This is a genomic window from Shewanella sp. MF08487, assembly GCF_050848685.1.
GTDB lineage: Bacteria > Pseudomonadota > Gammaproteobacteria > Enterobacterales > Shewanellaceae > Shewanella > Shewanella glacialipiscicola.
Window position 1 is genome coordinate 1 of record NZ_JBOZPB010000055.1, and the last position, 2045, is coordinate 2045.

Below are 2045 nucleotides of genomic sequence, written 5' to 3' on the forward strand. Positions count from 1 at the left end.
ATCGGTGATGGTGTCATCCGTAAACAGGCTCAATACATGACCCGCAGCCTGTAAATTTTTCGCTGCATTGGTAACCGCATTATTCATTGCTTCTTCAGCGGCACGCTTGGCCTGTTTCTCGTATTGATCGACCCAATGGAGCAATGCTTCAATTAAGTTGTCATTAATTTGCTGAAACCGATGAAAAGCAAAAAACAGCAGATATAACTGAGCAGTCTCTTTTTTCATGCGTTGAAGTTTATAAGTGGTATAAAACTTAACCATAGAAGCATAATACTTGCCGCTTTCATTGGAGATCCCCGCTGTTATGAGGAACTGCTTGGCAAACTCATGTAGAGGCTGGAAAAACTGCCGCCGTGCGACTTCATGTCGCAATTCTTTATAACTGAAATCTTTAGCTTCATGTTTTAATGCGCTGACGCGAAATACTCCTGACTCAGCCCGAAGCAAAGCCGCTAATTGCTGATCGATAAGTGAAGTCATGCAAGTGCTAAGTAATCGAGCAATACGGGTGCGTTCATAAGCCACCACTCTACCAATCATCTCTTGCATATACCGATAACTGGGCATGACAATACGGTGTAATGCTAAGTATTGGGTTAATTCACGAAAGATAAAGATAGGTTGTGTCGATAGCATCGCAACCCGCTGTGCTTTATCTTCCAAATCAACTTTTACCTCATTATCACATTGTTTATACTGGAATAAATCAAGAATTGCTCGTTGTTGTTCAGCCCTAATCGGTCTTGAGGGACTTTTCAGCCTTGAAAGCGTTTTGGTGGGAAAGTACAGCGCGGCAATGTAATCCAAGTCATTTAGTACTGACGATTCTTGTTCATAACTGAAAAACTGCCGTTTGGCTTTGAAATAGCCCAGTTGCAATACTAAATGGGCTGCCACAGAAAACGTTCGGGTATTGTCGAATAGCTCGCGCTCTTTAGCACTTAAGTCAAAATATAATCGACGATCATCATCTGAGAAATGAGGTAATCCAAACAGTTCATCTATTTCATCAGTTGACAAAATAGATAGCCGCCGAACGTCATTTTTCATGGTGAACCCCCTATTTCACTACATCAAATAATTTCCCGCTCCGCGAGATGTGCAAGTGGAACCATACTTTTATGTAAGATCCCAAATACAACGAATTGATGCTCATGTTGGATGTAATAGATGACATGACTTGAATAAGGGAAGCTAAACACATTCATGCGTACCTCGGGTCTATTTTTCCCAAGGCTGGGTGTTTCAGCCAGCAGCAGAATCGTTTGTCTAAGTCCTGATAAATATGTCTTCGACTGAGTCGTTCCCCATTGGGCTAACGTAAAGCGGTGAATACCTATCAGATCAGATTGTGCATCGGGCGTTAAATGATAAGTTACCGGCATTAGTCATACTGCCCTGCGGCCAGCTCATCAAAAAAGGTATTACCATCAACCAAATTGCCCATTTTGATGTCAGTCATGGCTTTCACCGCTTTGGATTGAAGCAAATGTAATTTTAGTGTCTCGATACTTTGGTATGCATCAGCTGAAATAACAACGGCCACAGGCTTGCCATTTTTATTAATTTGGATTGGAGCTTGTTGAGCTTTGAGCAACAAATCTCCAAAGTGAATTTTTGCTTCATTGGCTGAAAGAGTGTTCATTTATCACCTTTAAACGAATCGTTCGATTCGCTCAATTTACACCAGTTGGACGATAAAAGTCAAAAATGCACCTTATCAAAATGTGTACAATTTGATAGAGTAATTTATCACCTATCAAAACTACTATCATAAGTCGGTTATCAAAATCTCTAAAGAGATTATGGCAAATTTTTAATTTTTAGGTTTAAGGTGTATTTGATATTGAAAACAAGTTGTTACCTCGTGCATAAATCTAACTTTACACTTTTGGCGCGTTGGGCAAATTTAGCCAATCAAGCAGGCGAATATTGTACAAAACAATACCATTGCTACAGAGATAACTTCAAGTCTGACAGATCTATGCTAGAGTTAAATCAACGATTTAATTCATTTTTCTATGCAGGATCTTTGAAAAATG

Annotated in this window: 4 protein-coding genes; 1 reads left to right on the forward strand and 3 read right to left on the reverse strand. The window is 39.8% G+C overall.

Annotated elements, in window-relative coordinates:
* The 3 genes from ACRN9H_RS19560 to ACRN9H_RS19570 form a co-directional block, all read right to left on the reverse strand.
* The coding region (locus ACRN9H_RS19560; protein ID WP_432315871.1) for a DUF4158 domain-containing protein at positions 1–1053 on the reverse strand (1053 nt) is incomplete at its 3' end.
* A gap of 23 nt (positions 1054–1076) precedes the next feature.
* On the reverse strand, positions 1077–1388 hold the full coding sequence (locus tag ACRN9H_RS19565; RefSeq protein WP_107881346.1) for a type II toxin-antitoxin system RelE/ParE family toxin: 312 nt from the start codon (positions 1386–1388) through the stop codon (positions 1077–1079).
* Positions 1388–1648, reverse strand: a complete 261-nt coding sequence (locus tag ACRN9H_RS19570) for a type II toxin-antitoxin system Phd/YefM family antitoxin (protein WP_011638898.1) — start codon at positions 1646–1648, stop codon at positions 1388–1390. The genes ACRN9H_RS19565 and ACRN9H_RS19570 overlap by 1 nt, the downstream gene beginning before the upstream one ends.
* 201 nt (positions 1649–1849) lie before the next feature.
* On the opposite strand from ACRN9H_RS19570, the gene ACRN9H_RS19575 reads away from it, so the two are divergent.
* On the forward strand, positions 1850–2045 hold a 196-nt coding region (locus ACRN9H_RS19575; protein ID WP_432315874.1), incomplete at its 3' end, for a hypothetical protein.

Excerpts from the sequence above, each read along its gene's own strand:
- ACRN9H_RS19570 (WP_011638898.1), bottom strand. The coding sequence starts at position 1,648 with ATGAACACTCTTTCAGCCAATGAAGCAAAAATTCACTTTGGAGATTTG.
- ACRN9H_RS19565 (WP_107881346.1), bottom strand. The coding sequence starts at position 1,388 with ATGCCGGTAACTTATCATTTAACGCCCGATGCACAATCTGATCTGATA.